Below are 22681 nucleotides of genomic sequence, written 5' to 3' on the forward strand. Positions count from 1 at the left end.
AAGTGAGTTATTTCTTAAGGGGATATAGTGGTGAAGGCTTAATATGTGAGGCAATGTATTGCCCCACATATTAATTTGACGCTCAAATGATCCAAGTCGTGCTCTCAATCTGCTAACAATATTCAATTTGAGCAGCAACAGGGCCATTTACACAAAACAAACATCAATGTACAAAAGTATTAAGCGTATTCTTGCATAAAATCGTCAAGGTTATCGTTGATGATTTCTATCTCGTCACCGCTAAATTGCGCAATATGAAACAAGGCTTCGCCTTCATTGGTCACGGGAATATTACTGTTGCCAATAATAATTCCGTCTGTCGGCGCTAGCAATGGCAATGGTTCACCACCCAAAGGGTTAACGATATTGGCTAACACCTGCCCTTTAGAGACGCGCTCACCCAATTTAAGCTTAATATTTACTAATCCATCAGACTCACTGCGGACCCAATAACTGCGGCTGGCATTGACGCTGGTACTTTTAGTTTTAATTTTGCCTTTAGTCATACTTAAACAGCGCATCACATTGATAACACCATTAACGCCAGATTTAATCGACATATCACTAAAGCGCAGTGCTTCACCTGCTTCATATAAAATACAAGGAATATTCAGGCTGTTGGCATAACCACGCATTGAACCCTCACGTGCTTTTGATGACATTATCACCGGAGCACCAAAGGCATTTGCCATGTCGAGCATCACTTCATCGTCGGTGTCACAACGGATCTGCGGTAAATTATCGCGATGGATAGCACCGGTATGCAAATCGACAATATGGGTTGCACGTTTAACGAGAATACTGCTGAATAAATGGGCTAAACGACTCGCTAGCGCACCTTTAGCAGAGCCCGGAAAACAGCGATTTAAATCGCGACGATCCGGTAAATAACGAGATTGTTGAATAAAACCAAACACGTTAACGATGGGAACAATTAATAAGGTTCCCGTTAAGGTTTTAGCATTAACACGACCGAGCAAACGTCGACATATTTCAATGCCATTTAACTCATCACCATGAATTGCTGCACAAACCAATAAAACAGGTCCGGCTTTAGTGCCGTGAAACACTTCAACGTGCAAATCCATCGGTGTATCGTTATACAGTTTTGCTGCGGGCAATTTGACACTTTGTTGAGTGCCTGCCGCTACGCTAACATCACCGATAACAAACGGTTCATGCTTTTTTACCATTAACCAACACCTTTCGTTTTTGAACTGGTGGATTTAACGTTTTTCTCAATAAACTGAATGATTTTTTCAGCAACATCAATGCCGGTAGCTTTTTCGATACCTTCAAGACCAGGAGATGAGTTAACTTCCATCACTAATGGACCGTGTTTAGAACGTAAAATATCTACGCCAGCAACATTTAAACCCATTGTTTTAGCGGCACGTAACGCGGTTGAGCGCTCTTCAGGCGTTAATTTAACAATGCTAGCAGAACCACCACGGTGTAAATTAGAACGGAACTCGCCAGGTAATGCTTGGCGTTTCATCGCGGCAATCACTTTGTCACCAATAACAAAACAACGAATATCTGCACCACCGGCTTCTGCGATATATTCTTGCACCATGATATTAGCTTTTAGGCCCATAAAGGCTTCAATAACAGATTCAGCCGCTTTGCGAGTTTCAGCTAAGACAACACCAATACCTTGGGTTCCTTCAAGTAGCTTAATCACACAAGGGGCGCCACCGACCATGTCTAATAAATCGGGGATGTCTGCCGGTTTATTGGCAAAACCTGTTACTGGTAAACCAATATTTTTACGTGATAATAGTTGCAATGAACGTAACTTATCACGTGAGCGAGTAATCGCGACCGACTCATTTAATGGATGTGTTCCCATCATCTCAAACTGGCGCAATACCGCGGTGCCATAAAAGGTGACAGATGCGCCAATACGCGGAATAACCGCATCAAATTTTGGCAGTTCTTCACCGCGAACATGGATGCTAGGCGCATTCATGTTGATGTTCATATAACACTTTAATGGGTCAACAATATTGACAATATGACCACGAGCTTCAGCAGCTTCTTTTAACCGACTTGTCGAGTATAAATTCTTATTTCTCGACATTATTGCAATATGCATTTGTTATTCTCCTGCTAGAAATGATTCTGCTGAATTAACCAAAAAACGCCCTTCTAATGCGCGGCGTCCCAATAACATTCTAAATTTCATGTGATCTCTATTGGTTAACGTCAGTTCGATGTCAAAAAGCTGATCACCGATTTGGATCGGCGTTTTTATCACGTAGCGTTTCGTGACATGACCACCAGAGTCACTAACATCTCGGCGATCAAATACATGAAATTCACATACGACTTCACGATCTGAACCTTGGTCAGGATGAAGCCAGACTCGAACCCATTTTTGGTTTTCTTTTTGAAACGGTTTTATTTTGAACGCATGTAAACAAGATGTTTTTGCGCCAGTATCCACTTTGATTTTGACTCTTTCGTTGCCAATATCAGGAAAAGTGCCCCATTCACGCCAACCCACAATACCGAGGGAATGTTCAGTCATGGTCAATCCTTTCTTGTAGAGGAATTATTCATTCCAAAGTGTTATCTTTCTATAAATTCAATATTTGAGCAGACGCCACAATTAAGTTTTTGATTGCACTGCTCAACGTATACGCTTTGTTAACCAAACGTTAACCGACAAAGTTTTTGTCAAAAATATAGCCTTCAAAACAATTTTAACACCAACACTTTATTTATATCAAACTAACATTAACAACATATCTAAAAAAAATTTCTATGTCAGTAAGTTACAACAACAACACGACCATACCTAAAGCGCCAAAAACTAACGTTTACCTTGTTTTTTAATACAAAAAATACAGAGTTAACATTTAAATGTTCAAATAACGTGCACAATATTAATGGCTTAAATCAACCCTAGCTATTTCACTCAAAGTAGACATTGTTTAACATGATAGCCAAATTATAACATTAATATCTGCATCGCTATTGTAAAAAAAGGTACCGTCATGTTCAGTCAACATAGTTTCGATTTTTTAAACAGTCTAGCAGTTAACAACGATAGAGAATGGTTTAAAGCCAACCAACAGCAATACGAAGATCAAGTGAGAACGCCAGCTTTACAGTTTATAGAAGCCATGCAAGGGCCTATTTTAGCGATGTCGCCACGATTCATCGCCGTGGCTAAAAAAGTTGGCGGCAGTCTAATGCGTCCACAACGCGACAGTCGCTTTAGCAAAGATAAAACGCCTTATAAAACCAATGTCGGCATTCAGTTTAAACACTTTCAAGCCAAAGATGTCCATGCTCCGGGGTTTTATGTTCACATCGCTAATGATGAATGCTTCATTGCCGCGGGTATTTGGCACCCAGAATCAAAAGATCTCAATGCCATTCGTCATTGTATTGATGAAAACCCTAATGCTTATCAAAAAGCATTAACTCAACTATCACAAGCAGGATTTGAATTAACGGGAGACAGTTTAATTAGACCTCCACGAGGATTTGATAAACATCACCCAATGATTGCCGAGCTCAGGCGAAAAGACTTTATTGCCATCAAACCAATTAGTTCAGAACAAGTATGTCAGGCTGATTTTGTTGAATTTTGTGCACAAGAATATCAACATACCCGCGCGCTAATGGCCTATCTATGTTTTGCATTAGATTTAGACTTTTAGTGAGAGTGAATCATAACATCATCATAGAAGCGTCGTTTCGACGACGTGAATAAGCGTATTTAACCTGAACTCGGGATAAGGAATGAACTTAGCTATTTAAAATCAGCATGTTAACCAAGCTCACTTTTAAGCTTGTCATTTGTTATGCTAGCAAGGCGAATTGACGCGTCAATAGCTAGCCTATAGTAAGTCGATTCAACACAGTTAGCAGGACAAAGGGCTGTTTGAAAGGCGTTTATTATCCCGAGCTCAGGTTATTTAACACAGAACGCGGGTGATAACCTTTGAGAATTATTTATTATTACAAGATTGTCGCTAAGGTATGATGTCATTTTGACCAACATAGTTTTAGCTCATCATTTAGATAAGCCGTGTTAAACTAGCAAGAAATAGTCCCCTGTACAGCATCGGTTATGTGCTGTGCGGCAATATCAGGTCAATTCATGAGTCATAATATTCCCGCCATGTCTAACGCAACCACATCAGACGAGACACATGCGCAAGAAATAGCTGCGACGACACCAGCACAAAAGCGAGCCCTAAGTTATTCAACCACTATTGAGACACTGTTTAATCAGGTTATGAGTACCAACATGCCTGCCGATCGAATCATTGGCCAATATTTTCGTGAACATAAAAAACATGGGTCAAAAGATAGGCGAGTGATCCGCGAAAGTTTGTTTGGTCTATTTCGCTGGTGGGGCTGGTTAAAGCAATTAAATTCAAGCCAAAAACACACTACATGGTTTCAACAGCTAAGCACATGCGCGATGTTGGAACAACATGAATGGAATGACGTTGCTACTGCCTGGAATGACTTCGCAAGTTGGCCTCAAACCCGCCCGGACCAAGTTGAGCTGATAAATAATGCTTCATTGAATGACAAATTAACCGCCTTTATTAATGTAAGTGGCATTGATACCTGCCAACTAACCCAGTTGTTACCACAATGGTTTTGGCAACTTTGCCCTATTGATGATGTTAATCAATATGCTGTTGTTAATGCAATGAGCAGTCGACCTCCGATCTGGGCTCGTGCACAAACATTATCAACAGAAAAAGTGATCGAATCTCTTCGACAAGCGGGCGTTGAAGCAAAAGCGAATAGTTACTTTTCTGATGCCATAAATTTAGGTCATAAGAGTATTAATCTAAATGAAATAAATGTTTATAAACAAGGTCATCTTGAAATCCAAGATTTAGCCTCGCAAGTAATTGGTCAAATTTGTCAACCAAGTAACCATGAAAAATGGTGGGATGCTTGTAGTGGTGCTGGCGGCAAAACACTGCAATTATATTCATTAATGTTGCAGCAAAGCTCTGCCTTAACGGGCAGTATTATTGCATCTGATATTCGAACTAAACCGTTGGAAGAGCTACGCAAGCGTGCCAAACGTGCAGGTTTTGATAATATTAGTGTTGCACCTTGGAAAGGCGACGTATTGCCCGTAGATGCGAATACCTTTGACGGAGTGTTAGTCGATGCACCCTGTAGCTGCACAGGTACTTGGCGTAGAAATCCAGATATGCGATGGCTTGATGATGCCAGTGCAGTAACAGATAAACCGATGCTACAACTAGCCATTTTACGACGTAGCGCAGTGGCAGTAAAAGTAGGCGGTAAATTGGTTTATGCTACGTGCTCTTTATCACCTAGTGAAAATGAACAAATTGTAAAAGACTTTTTATCTGAAACAGCCGAGTTTGAACTTGAACCGGTCATCCATCCTTTTACTGGGCAACCGTGTAATATGCTGACAATTTGGCCTCAGCAAGCTAACAGTGATGGCATGTTTGTCGCAAAAATGCGCCGCAAATAGTACGCCTAGCCGAAAGAAAATTAAAATTTCCCACTAAAAAGCCATCAAGTCGATGGCTTTTATTATTGCAAGCTAATGGTTAACGGGCTATTTTCGATGTAGGCGTAATATTAATTCAGCTTCTGCTTTAGGTAACTCACACTCTTGCATTAACTCTTCAATACCGGCCCCCAAACCCACCATTTTTACTGCCCTAGAATATAATTTGGCTTGAGGGTCTTGCTGGCTAGCTTCTTCCAGCATATCAAATTGCTTGGAGAGTTTTTTCTCTAATTCGACAACTCGCCTTCCTACACCAATAGTACCACTGCGCAATTCGTGTAGTTCACGTTTAACAGCTTCCCGCTGACGGTCGCTTTCTTTTACTAGCACTGTTAGGGCATTAACTTTAGTTTTTAATTTACTCGACTGTTTTTGTAAGTAAAGTACCAAACCAAGACATGCAATAACGTACACTAAAGCTGCAATTAGAAATTCATCACCCATTAACATACCTTTGTTGCTTCAACCAAAAAAACAAAATTAAAGCCAAACAAAAAAGCCAACAGTAATTCGGTTGGCTTTTTTCATCAGATTACGATTAAATTTGTGTTAACTCTACCCACTCATCATCAGATAATAATTTATCCAAGTCGACTAGAATCAATAATTCGTTATCGCGGTTGCTGACGCCTTGAATATATTTAGCGCTTTCTTCAGTGCCCACATTCGGCGCGTTATCAATTTCTGAGCGACGTAAATAAACCACTTCAGCTACACTATCAACTAAAATCCCGATCACTTGTTTTTCAGCTTCAATAATAACCACTCGAGTAGAATCATCCAGTTCTGCTGATGGTAAACCAAAACGTGAACGAGTATCGATAACCGTTACCACGTTTCCGCGTAAGTTAATAATACCTAAAACATAATCTGGTGCACCTGGTACAGGAGCAATTTCGGTGTAACGTAATATTTCTTGAACTTGCATTACGTTAATACCGTAGGTTTCATTATCTAGCTTAAATATAACCCATTGTAATACTAAATCGTCTTTAGCTGCAGTAGCCGCTGCTACACTTCTAGAATTGCTCATAGTTAACCTCGGTCAATCGAATCCTGACAACCTAAACCTGCATCAAGCATTTTGATTAATGCTTGAACATGTAAAATGCCACACATTTGTTGTTTTACTACCCCAGCAAGCCAAGGACGCTTACCCGGTTTCTCACGCCAATTGACGTGTGATTTATCTATTTTAACGGCGTTAACTAACGATTCGCACGTTAATCCCCACTGACTATCTTCAAGCATAACAAGATATTGATAATTTACTGTCTGTGCTAATTCTGGAGTATATTTTTCAGGCATCACCCACGCGCACGTATCAACCACATTTATTTTAGTATCTCGGTGGGTTTGCACCCCTTTAAACCAAGATGGCCTACCGATAAGATGGCTTATCTTCTCTATTTTTATAATCCCACCCAAACTCACCAATGGCACCGCGAGTGTTAACCCTGCTACATTGAAGAATAACACCTGAAATTCATCTTCAAGTAACTCTTGCAAATCATGAGTAATACTGGGCGGTTGGTGTCCAACCTGAGTCTGTGGCGCATTGTGCTCTTGCGTCGGCGAATTCTCTACCAACTGTTCATGCTTAATAATAGCGTCTTTTATATCAGCATGTGAACTTTCGTTATTGTTTATATCGACTAACGGCTTGATTTCTTTATTCGTTAATTCTGTTTGTTGTATTTTTGCACGACTAATGCCAACTTCAGGCTCAATATGAGTGATAGCCTGACGAACTCGTTCTGCACTGGCTTTAATCTGTTGCGTTAAATCGGTTTCTACTCTGGGTTTAGACACAGCAGATAATAATTTTTCAAGTGCCTGTTTATCGACACTGGTAGTTGGCTCTGCATATTGCCTAGCAATGACAGGAGAGGCTTTAGATGATGTTAGTTGTGAATAATGTGCCGATAACGTCATTTCAGCCGACATACGAGTCGGTTTGTCGTCGTTAATAATGGACACTTTATCGGTGATGTCATTAACGGAATTAACAGAAAGACTTGGTTTTACCTCAAGGCTTTGCTCAGTAATCGGTTTAGGCGATTCCTGTAATAAAAGACTGAAATAATCAAAAACAGTTTCATCAACCGATTTTGACATGAGTAAACTCCTGAGAAAATAAAAAATCCAGCAAACGATTATATGCTTTTACACCTCGGCTACTGGCTGAATAATGTGATGCGGGTAAATGAGCCAAACTTGCATCTCTAAATTTTGTATCTACAGGTATTACATCATTGGGCCACAGTGTTGAAGCATATTTATCCTGCAAAAATTGTAACGCTATTGGGGACGCTTTAGTGCGCTTGTCATACATTGTAGGTAATACGGTATAGCTATAACGGGTTTTCTTAGAACGCCCCATTATTTCCATGGTTTTCACCATACGTTCGAGTCCTTTTATCGCCAAAAACTCAGTCTGAACAGGAATAATAATGTGATGACTTGCTGCTAATGCATTAACCATTAACACCCCTAATACTGGCGGACAATCGATAATAGCAACATCATATTTATCTTCAAGCAATGACAATAAGTTACGTAACACCAACCCCATTCCTTCTTGATGACCTAGTGACCTATCAAGTGTCGCTAACGCCATATTAGCCGGAATGATATCAAGCCCTTCAATTTGAGTTGGAAGCACATTTTGTAAAATAAACTCTTGGGTCAGTGTTTGATGATTCAAAAAAACATCATAAAGCGAGCAAGGCACTTCGTCTGAATCAATACCTAAGTAATAGCCCAATGAAGCATGAGGATCGGTATCGATTATCAACACTCGTTGGCCACGTTTAACCAATGCTCCGGCTAAACTGGCTACTGTGGTGGTTTTACCTACCCCACCTTTTTGGTTAGCTACCGTCCATACTTTCAAAGAAGCCTCTCAACTCATTATAATGATATTGTTATGGTAAATTGACTACTACTTGTGTTGTTTATCATCGCGGGTTGTTACACGGATGCCACCATTAGGTAAACGGATCACTTTAACCCCCTGAGCATCTTCTGACACTATGACTTCTTGATCATTTTGTTCAGCAGAAACATCAGTATCGTGCTCTACCTTATCAATATCAGTAAGCGGTGCATCATCTAAAGAACCCGGACCAAACAGCACACTTTGTGCTTGTTTTCTTCCTGCTGACGCTATGATTGCTTGAGTTTGTTCAGGATGTTGAGTTAACCAATTAGCAATATTAGCGGCCTGATCATCGGGTACCATCAATAACACTTGAGACGCCGTTAATCGTACTACATCCTGCTCTAATAACGTCACTTTTTGATCAGCGTCAATATACAAACCCGCTAATACTACTATGGCAATAAAGGACAAAAAAAATCCCAGTTTTTGCTTCGTCTGCAATGAGTATTCTGGCTTAGCCACGACTAGACTCTTTTAAAATAGCTTCAGCCATATTATCTAATGAAATAGAGTGAGTTGCGATACCGGTTGATGCTACAGCTTGGGGCATACCATATACCACGCAGCTTGCTTCATCCTGCGCCCAAATAGTGGCACCGACAGACTTTAACATTCTGGCACCTTCTCTACCGTCTGCGCCCATTCCCGTTAATACAACCGCTAAAACATCACCGCCAAAAGCTTTGGATGCTGATGCAAAAGTAATATCAACACACGGTTTATAGTTCATTTCTTGGGTTCCGGAAATGACTTTAAGTCTTCCAGAAATTCCGCTTCGCTCAATCATGAGCTGCATGCCTCCGGGCGCTAAATAGGCACAACCAGGGCGCATGGCATCACCATTTTCGGCTTCTTTTACCTCAATTTTACACAAGGTATTTAAACGAGCTGCAAAGGCTGGAGTAAACGCCGCAGGCATATGCTGTATCAACACTATGGGATGAGGATAATTTGCAGGAAATGCAGTTAATACTTTCTGTAATGCTACTGGCCCACCGGTTGAAGTCCCGATGAGTAACAATTTATATTGCTTACCACTGGCCCGAATAGACGATATTGAAGACGTTGTCGGATTAGCGCTCTGACGATCTGCTAAAGTTGTGGATAAACTAGAACGAGTCGCTACAGGCGTTGCTGTGGAAGCTAAACGACTGCTTAGCGGACGACGAGGCGTGTTGATATCTGGAGCCGCAATAGCTGAACGACGAGATTCTGGTAATGAAGTAGGTGTTAACGAACTTGGCCGATACATCCTACGTCGACCTAATGCTTTAATTCGTTGCTGTAACAAAAGAATCGCATCGTCTTTATTGGTTGCTATATCTTCAAAACGTTTTGGCAAAAAATCTAGTGCACCTGCTTCTAACGCATCAAGTGTCGCTTTAGCACCATCATGAGTTAACGATGAAAACATTAAAATGGGAGTAGGATTATTAGCCATAATTTCACGGACAGCAGTTATACCGTCCATCACAGGCATTTCAATATCCATCGTAATGACTTGAGGCTTTAACTTTGCAGCCATATCAACAGCTTCTTTGCCATTAACAGCAACGGCAACGACTTCGAGATCAGGATCTTGATTGACAATCTCACTGACTCGACGTCGAAAAAAGCTAGAATCATCTACAACTAGTACTTTTATGGCCATTTAATTCCTTAAATAATGGAACTTTTATTTTTATTTTATTTTTTTGCTTTTAGCGTAATGTTTTAGCAGTCCTGGCACATCTAAAATCAGTGCAATACCACCATCGGATGTAATTGTCGCACCCGCCATACCTGGAGTACCTTGTAACATACTGCCAAGCGGTTTAATGACCACTTCTTCTTGTCCAATCAATGCATCTACAACAAAACCAATTTGCATAGTGCCAAGCTGAACAATAACCACATGACCATGCTTCTTATCACCATGTTTAAATGTTGATTTTTTACTGTGCAGCCAATGTTCTAGGTAAAATAATGGCACGGCCTTATTACGGAAAATCACCGTCAATTGACCATCGACTATATTGGTTTTTGTTAAATCTAAATTAAAGATTTCATTCACACTTGATAATGGTAGTGCAAAAACTTGATTAGACACATCAACCATCAATGTCGGCATAATAGCCAAGGTTAATGGCACTTTAATTTCGAGAACAGTACCCTTACCTTTCATTGAGTCAATATAAACAGTACCGTTAAGTTGGTTGATGCGGGTTTTCACCACATCCATGCCCACTCCACGGCCTGAAATATCTGAAATTTCAACTTTGGTTGAAAACCCTGGGGCAAAAATCAAATTGTAAGCTTCGTTATCGGTCATTCTCGAAGCGGCATCTTCATCAAGCACACCACGACTTATCGCAATTTGTTTTAGCTTCTCAGGGTCCATTCCCGCGCCATCATCCTCAATTTTAAGCAGGATGTGGTCACCTTCTTGGCTAGCCGATAAGGTAATGGTACCGGTTCGAGATTTACCGCTAGCTTCACGAGTTATCGGCATTTCGATACCGTGATCGACTGAGTTTCGAACCAAGTGGACTAAAGGATCGGCTAACGCTTCAACTAAGTTTTTATCAAGATCGGTTTCTTCACCAATCATGATTAAATCAATTTCTTTATTTAAGGTACGTGCTAAATCACGAACAACACGCGGGAAACGACCAAAAACTTTCTTAATCGGTTGCATGCGGGTTTTCATCACCGCACCTTGTAAATCAGCCGTAACCAAATCCAGATTTGCTAGCGCTTTGGACATCTCCTCGTCTTCACGATTAATGCCTAAACTAACCAATCGGTTACGCACTAACACTAACTCACCAACCATATTCATGATTTGATCTAAACGAGCAGTATCAACACGAACCGTTGTTTCACCTTGTGGGACAGACGCCGCTTTAGCAGGTGTTTTGTCTTTTACAGGTTCAACCTTTGGAGCAACTACAGGGACTGATGTCGCTACTGGTTTAACAACAGGAGCTGGGCTAACTTTTGCTGCTTGCACAGGAGCAACGGCTTTAGTAGGTTGAGCTGGAGGAGGCGTTTGCGATTTAGCAACTGGCGCAGTACCTTTTCCGTGTAATTCATCTAAAAGACGCTCAAATTCATCGTCAGTTATTTCATCAGAATCAACAAGGGGTTCAACAATAGGCGTTGCAGCAGGCTTAGTTGGAGCTGCAGTTTTGGTTTTAGCTTCAAATGAACCTGAGCCATGTAATTCATCTAATAATGCTTCAAACTCATCATCAGTGATTTCATCGCTACTACTTGCGGCAGGCTTTGAATCAATACTGTCTTTTTTTACTTCAGAAGGTTTAGCTGCAACAGGACTTTTACCCGGACCATGTAAGGCATCAAGCAACGCCTCAAATTCTGACTCATCAATGTCATCAATACTACCAGTGTCAGATACTTCCGCTGAGGGAATGCTAATATCTTCGACATATTCAGGATCACTGAATTCAACAATATTTTCAATTGGTTCTGGCTCATCTGCCGACATTTCTGAAGGTAATGGCGCACCTGAACTTAATAATTTGAGTTTAGCAAGTAATGCAGAATCAGCAGGGTCTTGTGATTCTCCCTGTTGAGTTTGAGCAAACATGGAATTAATCGCGTCGACCGCTTGCAAAATAATATCCATTAATTCTGCATTTACGCCACGTTTACCGGTGCGTAATAAATCGAACGTGTTTTCAGCTTCATGACACACGTCAACCATCGGTTTTAGACTTAAAAAACCAGCCCCACCTTTAACAGTATGGAATCCACGGAAAATAGCATTGAGTAAATCACTGTCATCAGGATTATTTTCAAGGGCAACTAGCTGCTCCTGTAGAAGCTCTAAAATCTCGCCAGCTTCAATTAAAAAGTCCTGGAGTATCTCTTCATCAACATCAAAAGACATTAAATTGACTCCTAATTAGAAACCCAGACTTGATAGCAGATCGTCTACTTCATCTTGACCTGTCACCACATCTTCACGCAGTTCAGCATGCATGATGGGACCTTCTGCTTCTATTTTATTTTCGTTTATAGTTGGCAATGATTCGGTAGTATGATCTCCGAATACCGTTAGCATTGAGACCAGATTACTTTCTACTTCACGAACTAAATCAATCACTCGACGGATCATTTGCCCCGTCAAATCTTGGAAGTCTTGCGCCATCAAAATTTCATTTAATAACTCGCGAAGACGATTAGAATCATTTTCACTATGTAACATAAACTGCTGAACATCATGACAAAGTGACTTAAACTCACCCATTTCTATGTCACGACGCATCAATTTATCCCACATTGGCGTCACTGATTGTATATTGCTAATGATGGTATCGGCCAAAGGTAGACATTCTTCAACTGCATCCATGGTTTTATTTGCAGCTTGTTCTGTCATGTCGATAACATAGTTCAATCTTTCTTTAGCATCTGGTATTTCGGTATTGGCTAATTCAGATAAACGGTTATCAACTTGAAAATCTTTTAGTGCACTATGGAGTTGTCGAGTTAGTTTACCGACTTCTTCAAAAAGCTCACGCTGCAATGGCGTTGCAAGCTCTCTGATCATTTCATCGGCTTTATCTTGTTGACCCAAGGTAAGCAATTCAACAAGTTCTTGGGCCTGTTCGAGAGTGATTAACCCCGATATTGATGCCTGCATGACTTATCCTTGCTTATGCGAGTCGTTCAAAGATTTTGTCTAACTTTTCTTTTAACGTAGCTGCGGTAAAAGGTTTTACGACATAACCATTTACACCGGCTTGCGCTGCAGCAATAATCTGTTCACGCTTAGCTTCTGCAGTTACCATTAGCACAGGTAAATGCTTTAACGAATCATCTGCACGGATTGCTCTAAGTAAATCAATACCTTGCATTCCAGGCATATTCCAGTCTGTTACCACAAAATCAAAATCGCCTTTTTGTAACATAGGTAGGGCTGTTGAGCCATCATCTGCTTCTTGGGTATTATTAAATCCCAAATCTCGCAACAAGTTCTTAATGATACGCCTCATTGTTGAAAAATCGTCAACAATAAGAATCTTCATATTCTTGTCCAAGGTTTCCTCCGGTGAGCTGACACTCGTTTGCTCTAGATAAGTTATTATTCTTGTGTCCAATGCTTGAGTTTCGCTTTTAATCTGAGCATTGCCTGACTTAATATCTGGCTTACTCGCGATTCGCTAACTTCAAGGATGGCACCGATTTCTTTTAAATTTAATGCTTCGTCGTAATACAACGACAACACTAATGCATCTCTTTCTGGCAATGTCTTAATTGCTTCAACCAATGCAGATTGGAATTGAATTTCAGCAAGCGAGTCAAAGGTTTCATCTGGCGTTTCGTTGTCTGTGATTAACACATCTTGCGACACGCCAAGGTCTTCTATGCCTATGATTTTACCAACAGAAACATCATTTAAGATATGATGGTATTCATCGAGAGACATATCAAGTTTTTCAGCAATTTCTGTATCATTGGCATCTCTTCCAAGCAGTTGCCCCAATTCATCAATTGCATGTGCTACTAGACGATTATTACGATGAACTGAGCGCGGAACCCAGTCACCACGTCGAATTTCATCTATCATTGCACCACGAATTCTGATGCCTGCAAAGGTTTCAAACTTAGCCCCTTTACTGTTATCAAATTTAGATGAGGCCTCAAGTAACCCCATCATCCCAGCTTGTAATAAATCATCAAGTTGCACCGATGCTGGTAATCTTGCCAGCATATGATGAGCAATTCTTTTTACCAACGGTGCATACTGTTCAACAATAGACGTTTTGTTATCGAACTGAGTATACGCGGCGGCTTTATTCACTCGTTCTTCCTTCTTGTATCGGCTTACGTTGTACAAGACGTTCAACAAAAAACTCTAAATGACCACCTGGCTGTTGTGGAACTGGCCAAGTCATAATTTTATTGGCTAATCCATGATAAGCAATAGCTGAAGGCGACTTAGGATACGCTTCAACAACTAACTTTTGCTTACGAACAGCTTTACGTAAATTTTCATCGAATGGTATTGTTGCCACTAATTCTAAAGCAACATCTAAAAATCTATCCGTCACTTTACTGAGTTTAGCAAATAATTCCATACCTTCTCGTAAACTACGTACCATATTTGCCACAATTTTGAAGTGGAACACACCATGTTCACGACTTAAAATTTTAATCAGCGCATAAGCATCAGTAATTGATGTTGGTTCGTCGCAAACGACTATCAATACATCCTGTGATGCACGAGAAAAACTCAGCACCATGTCTGATATACCAGCAGCAGTATCCACAATTAAAATATCGAACTGAGTTCGCATTTCACTAAATGCACGGATAAGTCCAGCATGTTGTGCTGGCGACAACTCAACCATCGCTTGAGAACCCGATGTGGCAGGAACAATACCAATACCTTTAGGTCCACGAACAATGATGTCATCTAATTCGGCATCTCCGGACAAAACATGAGATAAATTTTTCTCAGCACGTATCCCAAGCATGACATCGACGTTGGCTAAACCTAAATCGGCATCAAGCACTAATACGCGTTTGCCTTTTTCAGCTAGTGCTACCGCAGTATTAATTGACACACTGGTTTTACCCACTCCGCCTTTACCACCGGATACGGCAATTACTTTAACTTTATCGTTATTTGGTTGATTCATCATACGTAAACCACTTGCTTGATCCCGAGTCATATCTTTACTCAAATGCATAGGCTGTGTCATTAGACCACACTGTGTCTTGTGACGATTGTTGTTCTGTTTCATTTAACGCCGCGAGAGCCTTTTTAGCCAACTCTAACGTATCTGCTACTTTCATGTCCTCAGGAACACGTTGACCGTCAGTAACATAGCTTAATGGTAACTCATTTTGAATCAATACGCTCAATGCACCTGCAATTGATATCGATTCATCTAACTTTGTTAAAATCGCACCCGCTAATGGAATTCGTTTAAAATGTTCTACAGCATCTTGTAACACACGACGTTGACCAGTCGCAGATAAGACTAAGTAGCTCCGAATTGGGATCCTACTATTTGCTGTTAAATTATCCAGTTGCTGATATAAGCGCATATCTCGCTGTCCCATACCTGCGGTATCAATTAATACTAACTTACGATTTCTAAATTGATATAAAATTTGTTCTAATTCGGTTAAATCATGTGCTTGCTTAACCGGACAGCCCATTATTTTGCCATAAGTCGCTAATTGCTCATAGGCACCAATACGATAATGGTCGGTGGTAATCAATGCTACCTGCTCTGGGCCATGATGGGCGGCAAAGCGAGCGGCTATTTTAGCTAAAGAAGTTGTCTTACCTACACCGGTTGGACCAACAAACGCCACAACACCACCACGTTTAACTATATCGTCGCCTTGATTGTCGAGTAAATTGGCTAAACTTTGTGGTAATGCTCTCACTAAATCGGCTGGGGTATAGTGTTGACTTAGCCCCGCTAGTTTAGCAGCAACGGCTGGAGAAAACTCTGCTGCAATCAATTTACTTTCTAGCATGGCGCCAACAGGATCGGTACGCTTTTTTTGATCTTTCATCAACGATGAAACTTGATGGGTCAATAAGTTACGCAATGAAGCCATTTCTTCGCGCAGAGCATCCATATCAGCAGATTGATTTTTATTGGTTTTTTTAGCTTGCTCTGGTGCCGCTTGCGATTGAAAAGTTGATGCTGGTTTAGCAGACTTTGCCCCTTGTAATTGGCGGGCCCATTCTGGTAAATCCGGTTCATCTTGGCTGACAGACATTTGTTGTGTCATGCGATTATGTTGTTTTTGAAGTAAGGCTTGTAAAGAGTCGGCCTCAGGAGGTGGGTTCACCTTTGATTGAGCTTTCATCACAGGCTTAGCGCCTAATGACACCCTATCGTCACTAACATCCATAAAACCGGTAGTCGGCGCTTGTGATGCGATGGCGGCTTTAGGTTCATCATAATCTACAGCAGCGACAATTTCGATTCCGCCAGTGACTTTTTTATTTGACATAATGACAGCGTCAGAACCTAAGGTTTCTTTTACTTGAGCCAATGCAGCGCGCATATCTTTGGCAAAAAATCGTTTAATTTTCACTTATGCACCTCTATAAACTGACGTTATCACTATTGGCCTACTGCAGAAACAATTCTAATTTGTTTCTCGTCCGGGATTTCCTGATATGAAATCACTCGTAAATTTGGAATAGTGTATTTAACAAATCTTGACAGCGTTGACCTAAGCATACCCGATGTCAATAAAATGGCTGGTTGCCCTACCATTTCTTGCTTCTGTGCAGCGTCTAATAATGACTGCTGCATACGCTCTGCAAGACCCGGTTCAATATTAGGTCCTTCACCGCCAGTCGCCTGCATAGACTTATGCAACATCTGTTCCAACTCTGGCGCCAATGTTATGACAGGAATTTCGAGTTCTGGTCCAGAGATTTCTTGTACGATCATACGTTTTAACGCTATGCGCACTGCTGCCGTTAATACTTCAGTGTCATTGCTCTTAGTACCGTACTCTAATAGTGTCTGCACTATGGTGCGTAAATCTCGTACCGATACCCCTTCGTTAAGTAAGTTCTGCATCACTTTAACAACTGATCCCAGAGGCATGACATCTGGTACAAAACCATCCACTAATTTAGGAGAGTTCTTAGCAAGCATATCCATTAACTGCTGGACTTCTTCGTAACCTAATAACTTAGCAGCATTATTACTCAGTAACTGGCTTATGTGAGTCGCTACAACCGTTGCAGTATCAACGACGGTATAACCTAAAGTTTGTGCATGTTCACGTTGCTCTGGCGCTATCCAAACTGCCTCTAAACCAAAAGCTGGGTCGCGAGTTTCAATACCGTCTAGTTTACCGTAAACTTGGCCAGGATTAATGGCTAATTCACAATCATGCCTAACTTCAGCCTCACCCACTACGACGCCCATTAACGAAATTCGATACGCATTGGGTGATAAGTCTAGATTGTCACGAATATGCACCGCTGGCACTAAAAAACCTAATTCTTGTGACAGTTTTTTACGTACGCCTTTGATCCTGCCTAATAATTCACCACCTTGAGACTTATCAACCAGCGGAATTAAGCGATATCCGACTTCAAGACCAATAGTATCAACATGGCGCACATCGTCCCAGCTTAAATCTTTAGGTTCTTTATCCTTGCTCTCAACCGGCCCTTTAGTCGCTAACGTTAATGCAGCTTGCTTTTTGTCAACATTACGCTTGTAAATAAAGTACGCAGCACCAGCGGTAATAAATGCAAATGTCAAAAACGCAACATGAGGCATACCAGGCACAATACCCATGATAAAAAGTAACCCAGCAGCAATGGCTAATGATTTATGACTGTCAAACATCTGACTGAACATCATTTGGCCCATATCACCAGACTCGTTTTGACGCGTCACCATTAAGGCCGCGGCAATAGACAGTAATAAACCGGGAATTTGCGCAACTAAACCATCACCGATGGTTAGTAAGGTATAAATTTCAACCGCGCTAGAAAAGTCTAATCCATGCTGGATCATACCAATCACAAATCCACCAATCATATTGATGACTAGGATCATGATCCCTGCAATGGCATCACCTTTAACAAACTTTGAAGCACCGTCCATCGCACCGTAGAAATCGGCTTCACGAGTTACTTCAGCACGGCGGATCCGCGCCTGGTCTTGGGTTAATGTGCCAGCATTTAAATCAGCATCAATGGCCATTTGCTTACCCGGCATTGCATCTAAGGTAAAACGAGCACTCACCTCAGCAATACGCCCCGCACCTTTAGTTACCACTGCAAAATTAATGATAATAAGGATAATAAACACCACTAAACCAACGGCATAATTGCCGCCAATAACCACAGAACCAAAAGCCTCAATGACTTTACCCGCAGCGGCACCACCATTATGACCTTCAAGCAATACAATACGGGTAGAGGCGACGTTTAGAGCGAGTCTTAGTAACGTTGCAATTAATAATACGGTAGGGAAAGCAGCAAAATCGAGTGGTCTGTCAGCATAAATAGCAACTAAGAGTACAACTAAAGCCAACGCAATATTGAATGAAAACAGAATATCTAGCAAAAAAGCAGGAATAGGTAAAACCACCATTCCTAACGCAGCAAGTACTAATAAAGGCGTTCCGATCCCTTTAAAAGTAGATACTTTCATTTGTTTCATTTGGCCAAAAGCTGCTTTTGCATCCATATTAAGATGAACCCTTTATGTCAGATCACGGCGTCAATGGACTATTATTTGACGCGAATAGACATACAAAGCAAAAATTAAGCCACAAATATTATCTATCTAAAATAGATTAGTTATTAGTGCTTTAAATCATCTGGTATGGGTTGTTTAAGCGGGATAGGTTTTGGCCTACGACCTTTACCTTTTTGATATTGCCTAAGCTGGAATACATAAGCCAAGACCTGCGCAACAGCAGTAAATAAGCCTTCTGGCACTTGTTGATCCACTTTAGTCGTGTGGTAAATAGCACGAGCCAACGGCGGGGCCGATACAATAGCAACGTTATGCTCTCGAGCTATTTCTCGTATTCTAAAGGCTACGTCATCGACACCTTTAGCGATTAGAAAAGGGGCTGATGATCGGCTGACATCGTATTTAACTGCCACTGCATAATGTTCTGGGTTAACCACAATAACATCCGCATTAGGCACCTCGGTCATCATGCGTCGTTGCGCCATCTCCTGCTGCATTTGTCTTATGCGGCCTTTAACCTCAGGTTTACCTTCAGTATCTTTATACTCGTCTTTGACTTCCTGCTTGGTCATTTTTAACTGTTTATTGTGATTCCAAATTTGAAATGGCACATCAATAATAACGATTAATAACATCGAGCTGCAAAGTAAGATGAACATCCAAATAAGTAAATCTAGCGCATGGTATACATTACCCGGCAGGTGATCACTGGACAGAGTCAAAATATCGTAGAAATAAAATTTTAGTAAAAAATAAGCCGATAATGCTACCACCGAAAACTTAGCAATCCCCTTAGTAAGCTCTACCAATGCCTGGGTGCCAAACATACGCTTAAAGCCGTTCATGGGGTTTAACTTACTGCCTTTAGGCATAAACGCTTTGACTGAAAAAGACATGCCACCTAGCACAATATTGCCTAGGAAAGACACAAACGCCAACAAAGCAATAAAGCTAATTAATGGCCCTGCGAGCTCATTGCCGACGACCCCCCACACACGGAACATGGAGTTAGTATCAAAAATCTGATCGCGCTCCATGGAAAATATCTGCTCCATAATGGTATAGAGGCTTTTGGCAATAGCAGGACCTGTCATCGAAAACCCAACAGATGCAGCAAGCAGTACCGCTGCGGTACCTAACTCTTTAGAGCGAGCGACTTGACCTTTTTCTCGAGCTTGTTCAAGTCGCTTGGATGTGGGTTCTTCTGTGCGTTCTTGACCGCTGTCACTTTCTGCCATATGTGCCCCTTAAAATACCACTGAGCCATTAAGTTGACATTGAAGTTGCAAAACGTCACACATAAGTAACTGCGCAGCCATCCACACTTCATCAAAATGCGCCATGATAGGTGCTAACGTTAACCACAAAATCAATAAACCACTAACCATAGTGACCGGGAAACCAATAGAGAAAATATTCAACTGAGGCGAGGCGCGAGTCATTACACCAAAGGATAAATTGATTAATAACAACGCCACAATAGCCGAAATCGACATTGTTAATGCCGAACCAAACATAAAGCTACCCCAATCAGCAAGCGCACGATAATTAGCGAGTGATATACCTTGATTTGAAATAGGAATAGTTTCAAAACTGGCCACCAACATCCGTATCATTAACAAATGGCCATCAACAGCTAAAAAGATAAGTGTTGCTAATAATAGGAAAAAGTTACTCACAACAGGCGTTTGCTCACCAGAACCGGGGTCGACCATGGAGGCAAAACCTAAACTGGTTTGCATACCAATTATTTGCCCTGTTAATACAAATGTTTGCATCACCATTAAGGTTACAAATCCCATGGTGACGCCAATTAAAATTTGCTGAACAATGACAAAAACTGAACTCAATGCCAGTAGCTCGACATTTTCAATAGGGGGTAAAATAGGCGCAACGGCCATCGTTATCGCCACGGATAACATCAATCGAACTCGAGCGGGAGTCGTATTTGCGCCAAATACCGCCATCACCATGAGCATGGATGAAATACGGAAAAACGGCAAAAGATATGCGGCAATTGTTTGACTGATTTCATCAAACAAAATATCCATGGCTTAACCTATAACCTGTGGGATGAGATTAACCATCTCAAAGAAAAAATCCATCATGGTTTGTACTAGCCAATGGCCTAAAAACATCAACGCGAATAACGTCACCAATAAACGTGGTAAAAAACTTAAGGTTTGTTCGTTAATAGATGTCGCGGCCTGAAATACCGCCACAATTAAACCGATGAATAAGCCGGGTAAAATAATCGCTGACACAATCAGTACGATAACTGACAGTGCTTCTCGAAAGATATCAATGAGCGATTCTGGAGACATAAATACGCGGCCTTATATTCCGAAACTATTCGCTAATGTGCCCATCACTAAGCCCCAACCATCGACGAGTACAAACAACATAATTTTAAATGGCAGTGACACAATCATCGGTGACAACATCATCATACCCATGGCCATTAGAATACTGGCAACGACCAAATCGAGTACTAAAAAAGGCACAAACAGCATAAAGCCAATTTGGAACGCCGTTTTAAGTTCACTGGTAATAAACGCTGGGATCACCACGCTCATTGGTGCTTGCTCAGGAGATTGAATGTCTTTGTAACCAGAAATTTCAATAAATGTTTGTAAGTCTGTGGTACGCACTTGCGATAGCATAAATGTTTTAATGGGTTCTTTACCAACATCATAAGCTTGCGTTAAGGTCATGGTTTCATTGATATAAGGCTCTACAGCTTCAGCATAAATCTTATCAAAAACCGGTGCCATGATAAAAAACGTCATGAACAAACTGATGCCGATCAATACCTGATTCGAGGGTGTTTGTTGTAAACCTAAAGCTTGTCTTAATATCGATAGCACCACAATGATGCGGGTAAATGAAGTGAGCATTATGACCATTGCAGGAATAAAACTCATTGCTGTCATCAGCAATAAAATCTGCATTGTTACCGAATATTCAGTTGTTCCGTCTGCAGCTGTTGTAACCGTTAACGCAGGTAACACACCATCTTGAGCCAGTGCTGAAGGCGATAAAACCATTGCCACTAGCGCCATCATCGCCAATACCAATGCTGTTGTGTACTTATTCATTATTGCTGTTCCTTGGCTTGTTTTAGACGGCTAGCAAACGAAGAAATGGGAACGTCGACGGGGGTGGCTAACTTATCAATCAGATTAATCTGTTGCGAGGTTACACCAAGTAGATATTGCTGGCCATTGACCTCCACCAATACCACTTTTTCACGTTGACCGATGGGAGTTACTGCAATCGTTTTAATCACACCGCCATTAGATGGCACTAACTTAAGACGTTTTACAATATAAGCTAACAAAAAAATAAGCGCTAATACGACAATTAATCCACCAACCATGTTGGCTAATGTTGCCACATTAGACACTTCAGCGGGATGAGCAGAGGCATTTTTAGCCAGAGTACTAGACACTTCAGGGACGCTTAACGCCTCACTCATAATGCTCAGCATTAGTATCATATTCGCCACTGCTATTCCTTGTTTGTGCAACCAACTTAGCAAAGCTCAACACACGCCAATCTTTGCTATATTATTGTTTATTATATTTTTTAGTTATTTAAGTTTTTTGATACGTTCTGTTTGGCTAATAACATCCGTTAAACGGATACCAAATTTGTCATTCACTACCACAACTTCACCATGAGCAATCAGGGTTCCATTAACCATAACGTCTAAAGGCTCACCGGCTACACGATCAAGTTCGACCACCGAACCTTGGTTGAGCTGGAGTAAATTACGGATACTAATAAAACTGCGACCCACTTCCATGGAAATCGTTACCGGAATATCTAGAATACCGTCTAACTTGGCAGCTTCTTCTTTCGTGATAGGTCTGGAATCATCGACTAATTCATCAAGCTCAACGTGTTCAGCTTCTTCTAAAGCTTGTTCTGCCATTGCTGCGGCCCAGTCATCGCCTGTATCTTCTGTGCTCATTCTACTTCACC

24 protein-coding genes are annotated in these 22681 nt (G+C 41.1%); 2 read left to right on the plus strand and 22 right to left on the minus strand.

The window, feature by feature from the left end:
• Positions 1-179 precede the first annotated feature (179 nt).
• Genes AAEY99_RS16875 through AAEY99_RS16885 form a run of 3 tightly spaced genes read right to left on the minus strand, consistent with a single transcriptional unit; the run spans position 180 to position 2533 of the window.
• A complete protein-coding gene (locus AAEY99_RS16875) occupies positions 180-1193 on the minus strand; it encodes a succinylglutamate desuccinylase/aspartoacylase family protein (protein WP_101087738.1) in 1014 nt (337 codons plus the stop codon).
• Complete coding sequence (gene rimK / locus AAEY99_RS16880; protein WP_101087737.1) at positions 1193-2098, minus strand: 30S ribosomal protein S6--L-glutamate ligase; 906 nt, start codon at positions 2096-2098, stop codon at positions 1193-1195. Before rimK ends, AAEY99_RS16875 begins: the two co-directional genes overlap by 1 nt.
• 3 nt (positions 2099-2101) lie before the next feature.
• Complete coding sequence (locus tag AAEY99_RS16885; RefSeq protein WP_182743862.1) at positions 2102-2533, minus strand: ATP-dependent zinc protease family protein; 432 nt, start codon at positions 2531-2533, stop codon at positions 2102-2104.
• Between the two features lie 469 nt (positions 2534-3002).
• Between AAEY99_RS16885 and AAEY99_RS16890 the strand changes: the two genes are divergently transcribed.
• Positions 3003-3674 carry a DUF2461 domain-containing protein gene (locus AAEY99_RS16890; protein WP_192115330.1) on the plus strand — a complete coding sequence of 224 codons (672 nt, stop codon included), beginning with the start codon at positions 3003-3005 and terminating at the stop codon, positions 3672-3674.
• A 443-nt stretch (positions 3675-4117) separates the two neighbouring features.
• Positions 4118-5494 (plus strand): RsmB/NOP family class I SAM-dependent RNA methyltransferase, encoded by a 1377-nt coding sequence (locus AAEY99_RS16895; RefSeq protein WP_351011314.1) that lies wholly within the window; start codon positions 4118-4120, stop codon positions 5492-5494.
• 87 nt (positions 5495-5581) lie between these two features.
• Here AAEY99_RS16895 and AAEY99_RS16900 read toward each other — a convergent pair whose 3' ends face one another.
• From AAEY99_RS16900 to fliN, 19 genes are all read right to left on the minus strand, one after another.
• Entirely contained in the window at positions 5582-5980 is a 399-nt protein-coding gene (locus AAEY99_RS16900; RefSeq protein WP_059747932.1) for a DUF2802 domain-containing protein, read from the minus strand.
• A 94-nt stretch (positions 5981-6074) separates the two neighbouring features.
• A complete protein-coding gene (locus tag AAEY99_RS16905; RefSeq protein WP_011636681.1) occupies positions 6075-6569 on the minus strand; it encodes a chemotaxis protein CheW in 495 nt (164 codons plus the stop codon).
• Between the two features lie 2 nt (positions 6570-6571).
• On the minus strand, positions 6572-7654 hold the full coding sequence (locus tag AAEY99_RS16910; protein ID WP_101085372.1) for a chemotaxis protein CheW: 1083 nt from the start codon (positions 7652-7654) through the stop codon (positions 6572-6574).
• Entirely contained in the window at positions 7638-8432 is a 795-nt protein-coding gene (locus AAEY99_RS16915; protein ID WP_101085373.1) for a ParA family protein, read from the minus strand. The genes AAEY99_RS16910 and AAEY99_RS16915 overlap by 17 nt, the downstream gene beginning before the upstream one ends.
• Positions 8433-8480: 48 nt before the next feature.
• Positions 8481-8942 (minus strand): membrane anchored protein in chemotaxis locus, encoded by a 462-nt coding sequence (locus AAEY99_RS16920; RefSeq protein WP_351011315.1) that lies wholly within the window; start codon positions 8940-8942, stop codon positions 8481-8483.
• Positions 8935-10131 carry a protein-glutamate methylesterase/protein-glutamine glutaminase gene (locus tag AAEY99_RS16925; protein ID WP_351011317.1) on the minus strand — a complete coding sequence of 399 codons (1197 nt, stop codon included), beginning with the start codon at positions 10129-10131 and terminating at the stop codon, positions 8935-8937. The genes AAEY99_RS16920 and AAEY99_RS16925 overlap by 8 nt, the downstream gene beginning before the upstream one ends.
• A gap of 30 nt (positions 10132-10161) precedes the next feature.
• Positions 10162-12375, minus strand: a complete 2214-nt coding sequence (locus AAEY99_RS16930) for a chemotaxis protein CheA (protein WP_351011319.1) — start codon at positions 12373-12375, stop codon at positions 10162-10164.
• A 15-nt stretch (positions 12376-12390) separates the two neighbouring features.
• A complete protein-coding gene (locus AAEY99_RS16935; protein ID WP_101085377.1) occupies positions 12391-13128 on the minus strand; it encodes a protein phosphatase CheZ in 738 nt (245 codons plus the stop codon).
• 13 nt (positions 13129-13141) lie between these two features.
• Positions 13142-13525: a chemotaxis response regulator CheY gene (gene cheY, locus AAEY99_RS16940; protein ID WP_011919599.1), complete on the minus strand. Its 384-nt coding sequence runs from the start codon at positions 13523-13525 to the stop codon at positions 13142-13144.
• A 44-nt stretch (positions 13526-13569) separates the two neighbouring features.
• A complete protein-coding gene (locus AAEY99_RS16945; protein ID WP_101085378.1) occupies positions 13570-14289 on the minus strand; it encodes an RNA polymerase sigma factor FliA in 720 nt (239 codons plus the stop codon).
• Positions 14282-15163 carry a MinD/ParA family protein gene (locus AAEY99_RS16950; RefSeq protein ID WP_011636672.1) on the minus strand — a complete coding sequence of 294 codons (882 nt, stop codon included), beginning with the start codon at positions 15161-15163 and terminating at the stop codon, positions 14282-14284. The genes AAEY99_RS16945 and AAEY99_RS16950 overlap by 8 nt, the downstream gene beginning before the upstream one ends.
• Before the next feature lie 4 nt (positions 15164-15167).
• Complete coding sequence (gene flhF, locus AAEY99_RS16955) at positions 15168-16553, minus strand: flagellar biosynthesis GTPase FlhF (RefSeq protein ID WP_162022667.1); 1386 nt, start codon at positions 16551-16553, stop codon at positions 15168-15170.
• Positions 16554-16582: 29 nt separating this feature from the next.
• Positions 16583-18682 carry a flagellar biosynthesis protein FlhA gene (gene flhA / locus AAEY99_RS16960; protein WP_011636670.1) on the minus strand — a complete coding sequence of 700 codons (2100 nt, stop codon included), beginning with the start codon at positions 18680-18682 and terminating at the stop codon, positions 16583-16585.
• A gap of 116 nt (positions 18683-18798) precedes the next feature.
• On the minus strand, positions 18799-19932 hold the full coding sequence (flhB, locus tag AAEY99_RS16965) for a flagellar biosynthesis protein FlhB (protein WP_101085380.1): 1134 nt from the start codon (positions 19930-19932) through the stop codon (positions 18799-18801).
• A 9-nt stretch (positions 19933-19941) separates the two neighbouring features.
• Positions 19942-20745: a flagellar biosynthetic protein FliR gene (gene fliR / locus AAEY99_RS16970; RefSeq protein ID WP_101085381.1), complete on the minus strand. Its 804-nt coding sequence runs from the start codon at positions 20743-20745 to the stop codon at positions 19942-19944.
• A gap of 3 nt (positions 20746-20748) precedes the next feature.
• Complete coding sequence (fliQ, locus tag AAEY99_RS16975; RefSeq protein ID WP_011636667.1) at positions 20749-21018, minus strand: flagellar biosynthesis protein FliQ; 270 nt, start codon at positions 21016-21018, stop codon at positions 20749-20751.
• Positions 21019-21030: 12 nt separating this feature from the next.
• Entirely contained in the window at positions 21031-21792 is a 762-nt protein-coding gene (fliP, locus tag AAEY99_RS16980; protein ID WP_162022664.1) for a flagellar type III secretion system pore protein FliP, read from the minus strand.
• Positions 21792-22193: a flagellar biosynthetic protein FliO gene (gene fliO / locus AAEY99_RS16985; protein ID WP_242445114.1), complete on the minus strand. Its 402-nt coding sequence runs from the start codon at positions 22191-22193 to the stop codon at positions 21792-21794. The genes fliP and fliO overlap by 1 nt, the downstream gene beginning before the upstream one ends.
• 93 nt (positions 22194-22286) lie before the next feature.
• Positions 22287-22670, minus strand: coding sequence for a flagellar motor switch protein FliN (gene fliN, locus AAEY99_RS16990; protein WP_011636664.1), 384 nt, complete (start codon positions 22668-22670; stop codon positions 22287-22289).
• Between the last annotated feature and the right edge of the window lie 11 nt (positions 22671-22681).

Source organism: Shewanella sp. S1-58-MNA-CIBAN-0166, assembly GCF_040310085.1.
GTDB lineage: Bacteria > Pseudomonadota > Gammaproteobacteria > Enterobacterales > Shewanellaceae > Shewanella.

Excerpts from the sequence above, each read along its gene's own strand:
- AAEY99_RS16875 (WP_101087738.1), bottom strand. The coding sequence starts at position 1,193 with ATGGTAAAAAAGCATGAACCGTTTGTTATCGGTGATGTTAGCGTAGCG.
- rimK (WP_101087737.1), bottom strand. The coding sequence starts at position 2,098 with ATGCATATTGCAATAATGTCGAGAAATAAGAATTTATACTCGACAAGT.
- AAEY99_RS16885 (WP_182743862.1), bottom strand. The coding sequence starts at position 2,533 with ATGACTGAACATTCCCTCGGTATTGTGGGTTGGCGTGAATGGGGCACT.
- AAEY99_RS16890 (WP_192115330.1), top strand. The coding sequence starts at position 3,003 with ATGTTCAGTCAACATAGTTTCGATTTTTTAAACAGTCTAGCAGTTAAC.
- AAEY99_RS16895 (WP_351011314.1), top strand. The coding sequence starts at position 4,118 with ATGAGTCATAATATTCCCGCCATGTCTAACGCAACCACATCAGACGAG.
- AAEY99_RS16900 (WP_059747932.1), bottom strand. The coding sequence starts at position 5,980 with ATGGGTGATGAATTTCTAATTGCAGCTTTAGTGTACGTTATTGCATGT.
- AAEY99_RS16905 (WP_011636681.1), bottom strand. The coding sequence starts at position 6,569 with ATGAGCAATTCTAGAAGTGTAGCAGCGGCTACTGCAGCTAAAGACGAT.
- AAEY99_RS16910 (WP_101085372.1), bottom strand. The coding sequence starts at position 7,654 with ATGTCAAAATCGGTTGATGAAACTGTTTTTGATTATTTCAGTCTTTTA.
- AAEY99_RS16925 (WP_351011317.1), bottom strand. The coding sequence starts at position 10,131 with ATGGCCATAAAAGTACTAGTTGTAGATGATTCTAGCTTTTTTCGACGT.
- AAEY99_RS16930 (WP_351011319.1), bottom strand. The coding sequence starts at position 12,375 with ATGTCTTTTGATGTTGATGAAGAGATACTCCAGGACTTTTTAATTGAA.
- AAEY99_RS16935 (WP_101085377.1), bottom strand. The coding sequence starts at position 13,128 with ATGCAGGCATCAATATCGGGGTTAATCACTCTCGAACAGGCCCAAGAA.
- AAEY99_RS16950 (WP_011636672.1), bottom strand. The coding sequence starts at position 15,163 with ATGACTCGGGATCAAGCAAGTGGTTTACGTATGATGAATCAACCAAAT.
- flhA (WP_011636670.1), bottom strand. The coding sequence starts at position 18,682 with ATGGATGCAAAAGCAGCTTTTGGCCAAATGAAACAAATGAAAGTATCT.
- flhB (WP_101085380.1), bottom strand. The coding sequence starts at position 19,932 with ATGGCAGAAAGTGACAGCGGTCAAGAACGCACAGAAGAACCCACATCC.
- fliR (WP_101085381.1), bottom strand. The coding sequence starts at position 20,745 with ATGGATATTTTGTTTGATGAAATCAGTCAAACAATTGCCGCATATCTT.
- fliQ (WP_011636667.1), bottom strand. The coding sequence starts at position 21,018 with ATGTCTCCAGAATCGCTCATTGATATCTTTCGAGAAGCACTGTCAGTT.
- fliP (WP_162022664.1), bottom strand. The coding sequence starts at position 21,792 with ATGAATAAGTACACAACAGCATTGGTATTGGCGATGATGGCGCTAGTG.
- fliO (WP_242445114.1), bottom strand. The coding sequence starts at position 22,193 with ATGATACTAATGCTGAGCATTATGAGTGAGGCGTTAAGCGTCCCTGAA.
- fliN (WP_011636664.1), bottom strand. The coding sequence starts at position 22,670 with ATGAGCACAGAAGATACAGGCGATGACTGGGCCGCAGCAATGGCAGAA.